This is a genomic window from Sphaerimonospora thailandensis (assembly GCF_016863115.1).
GTDB lineage: Bacteria > Actinomycetota > Actinomycetes > Streptosporangiales > Streptosporangiaceae > Sphaerimonospora > Sphaerimonospora cavernae.
This window is the reverse complement of the sequence record NZ_BOOG01000111.1, coordinates 1-2,901: the sequence shown is the minus strand read 5'-3', so window position 1 is coordinate 2,901 and position 2,901 is coordinate 1. Positions and strand designations below refer to the sequence as shown.

Annotated in this window: 4 protein-coding genes and 1 tRNA gene; 1 reads left to right on the top strand and 4 read right to left on the bottom strand. The window is 69.2% G+C overall.

Features of this window, described 5'->3' with window-relative positions; genetic code table 11:
- Positions 1-312: 312 nt before the first annotated feature.
- Positions 313-1,044, top strand: a complete 732-nt coding sequence (locus Mth01_RS29095; RefSeq protein WP_204019168.1) for a dienelactone hydrolase family protein — start codon at positions 313-315, stop codon at positions 1,042-1,044.
- Positions 1,045-1,354: 310 nt separating this feature from the next.
- On the opposite strand, the gene Mth01_RS29090 is transcribed toward Mth01_RS29095, so the two are convergent.
- The 4 genes from Mth01_RS29090 to Mth01_RS29075 all read right to left on the bottom strand — a co-directional run bounded on the left by Mth01_RS29090 (position 1,355) and on the right by Mth01_RS29075 (position 2,892).
- The gene (locus Mth01_RS29090) at positions 1,355-1,558 is read right to left on the bottom strand and encodes a hypothetical protein (RefSeq protein WP_204019167.1); all 204 of its coding nucleotides are present in this window, start codon (positions 1,556-1,558) and stop codon (positions 1,355-1,357) included.
- A 191-nt stretch (positions 1,559-1,749) separates the two neighbouring features.
- The gene (locus Mth01_RS29085; RefSeq protein WP_204019166.1) at positions 1,750-2,022 is read right to left on the bottom strand and encodes a Rossmann-fold NAD(P)-binding domain-containing protein; all 273 of its coding nucleotides are present in this window, start codon (positions 2,020-2,022) and stop codon (positions 1,750-1,752) included.
- A gap of 177 nt (positions 2,023-2,199) precedes the next feature.
- Positions 2,200-2,730 (bottom strand): 2'-5' RNA ligase family protein, encoded by a 531-nt coding sequence (locus tag Mth01_RS29080; RefSeq protein ID WP_204019165.1) that lies wholly within the window; start codon positions 2,728-2,730, stop codon positions 2,200-2,202.
- 84 nt (positions 2,731-2,814) lie between these two features.
- Positions 2,815-2,892, bottom strand: a tRNA-Gln gene (locus Mth01_RS29075).
- Between the last annotated feature and the right edge of the window lie 9 nt (positions 2,893-2,901).

Here is a 2,901-nt window from a genome sequence, read left to right as displayed (position 1 = left end):
GCAATCGTCCTCGACGAAAACGGTCGCCTCTTCCTGCGATACGCCGATGGAGAAGGTGTCTTGTCTCTGCACTGTGAATCCGTTGGATCTTGCTGGCTGAGCGTGACCGCTTTCGCGGCGGGTCCCGGATCCTCCGCAAAAACCTGTTGGCGGACCACGGCGACCACTGCTACTTTTCCGGAGGCCGTGCCAGAGAACGAGGAGGTGGTACCCGTGAACGCAGTATCGACATGGGTGCTCCCCTCCGGGGTCGCGGTCGGGCGATAGGTCGTCCGGGAGCGCCGTTCAAGAGCACTCCCGAAAGGCACGACCATGCGATTCACCTCCGAGCAGCGCCTCGACGACGGCGTCCTCGAACGCGAATTCACCCTCGGCGAGATCCCCGGCATCCTGTGGACACCCGCATCCGCATCCGCACCGGCGCCGCTGATCCTGCTCGGCCACCCCGGCGGACTGCACAAGATGTATCCCCGGCTGGTGGCCCGGGCCCGGCAGTCGGCGGCGGAGGGCTTCGCCGCGGCCACCATCGAGCTCACCGGGAGCGGTGACCGGCCCCGTTCGGCCGCCGCCGAGCAGGCCCGCGCCGATCTGCGCCGGGCGCTGGAGGCCGGTGAGCCGGTCGACGAGGAGGTCGTGGATCGGCTCGTCCTCCCGCTGGTCGACAAGGCGGTCCCGGAATGGCAGGCCGTCCTGGACGCCCTCCTTTCGCTGCCTGAGATCGGCGGCCCGGTCGGGTACTCGGGGGGAGTGATCTCCATCGGGATCCGGCTGGCGGTGGTCGAGCCGCGCATCTCGGCCGCCGTTCTGTTCGCTGGGAGTTTCGTGCCTCGCGCCCTGTTCGAGGAGGCCCGGCAGGTCACCATTCCGCTGCACGTTCTGCTGCAGTGGGACGACGAAGGCAACGACCGGCAGGCGGCCCTGGACCTGTTCGACGCCTTCGGCTCCAAGGAGAAGACGCTGCACGCCAACATGGGCGGGCACACCGGCGTTCCGCAGTTCGCGGGGGAGGATGCGGCCCGGTTCTTCGGCCGGCACCTGAAGTGAGGCCGGGCCGTCAGGCCGGCAGCAGACGGTAGGCGGCGCCGGCCAGGACGCCGCTCATCGAGGTCAGGTCCCCGGCCCTCCTCGATGGCGGTGTCCAGCCGATGCGCAACGGCCCCGATCGCGGCGGTATCGCCCAGCAGATCGCGTAGCCGCTGGTCGATGCTGCAGCGAGCGCACCGACCGGCGTTGATTCGGCCGCTCTGACCGCAGGTCGGGCAGCTGCGCCAGAACTGCGGGGCGGGTGCAGGTGGCGCAGAGCGGTTCGGACGTGGTGCCGCCGCGCGCGCGTGCGACCTGGCCGTACCCGCAGTCATAGCCGTAGCTCCGAGGAGACAGTACGCTCAGCGTCGCTGGGCGCGAGATCTTTCAGGTACTCCGTGATCGGTTCGATCTCGGTGCCATCATCCGCGAGGACGACGTAGGGCGGAAACACGCCAGCCGTCCTGACTACGCGGCCCATGTGCGGAAGCTCGGACTTCCCCTTCAACATCCGCTGTCTGAGATCTGCCGTCACACCAAGCCCTCCGGTCGACGAGCCCACTGCTGCACGGCGCGTTTCTGACGAAGGCGCACCTGCTGAGCGGCGAGATGGAGCCGGCCGTGGCGGCGGCACGGGCGACGCTCACCCGGTTGAGCGAGGTCCAGTCGATCCGCGGGATTACCTATCTGCGGCGGCTGCGCCCGGCCTTCGCCCGGCGGAGCCGCTCACCGATAGTTTCGGGCTTCCTCCCCGAGCTCACAGCCCACCTTGAGTGGACCGTACGCGTCGGGGTCCCAGCGCCGCGTGCCTGGGTCGAGGTCGGGGTCGCCGTCCCACATCGGCGAGGACTCGTCGACGGGCTGGTGGGGCCAGTCGCGGTAGGCCGAGATCGTGGACATGAACACGTAGCGCTCGACGCTGTCGGCGAGCGCCCGCGCCGCGTTGCGCACGAGGGCCGGTACGGCACCCCCGACATCGAGCACGACATCCCAGGGCATCTTCCATCGCCATGACCGCCACGATCTCACGGTCTGCCCGGGACTGCAGCATCTCAACGAAGGTGATTATGGCCGGAAAAGTGGGGTGCGGGAGTAGAGCGAGCGCAGGCGGAGCGGGGCGCGCTCCCGATGGGAGTTGGGCTGATCGGCCGACTTTCCTGGCCCTGCAACGCTACTTCAGCGGCCCAACGGGAACGTGGTTGCCGCTCGCCATCGGAGGCCGTCGCAGACCAGCAGTGTGACCGCGTCGGCGTGTGTGTTGATGGGCAGCCGGGGGAGGAGATCGGCTTCGATTTCATCCCCGATGCGGGGGTCCGCGGTCTCGGCGACGGTCAGGTGGGGGATGATCTGGTCGAACTGCCCGCCGTAGGGCGGAGCCTCGGGCCAGCGTGCTACGACGGCCTCGGTCAGCTTCGTGAACGGCATGGCGGGCTCGGGGGCCAGGTACAGCACGGCGGGAAAGCGTCCGCAGCGGTCGAACCGCACCTCGAAGGGGGCGTGCGCGGCGAACAGCTCCCGCAGTTCGGCCAGGAGCCGGTCGTCTATCCGGTCGGCGGGAAGGAACGGGTACAGGACGGTCACGTGCGCAGATACGCCACAGGCGGCGGAGGAGTCGAAGCGCTCCCGCCAGCGGCCGACGACCGGTTCGGATTCGGGCACGGCGACCACGAGTGCGGTCTCGCCCGCCACGAATAAGGTGTCGGCCACGTCTGCCTCGTCTCACCGCACCTCGTCGTACGGGGTGATCCTCCTGCCGCTGGGTTTCGGCAGGGTCGCCCCGTTGATCGTGGGTGGCGCCGCCGGCCGGGCTCGAACCGGCGTCCACCCGGTCCCAGAGCCGGGAGCTCTACCGCTGAGCTACGGCAAGGCCACCGGCTT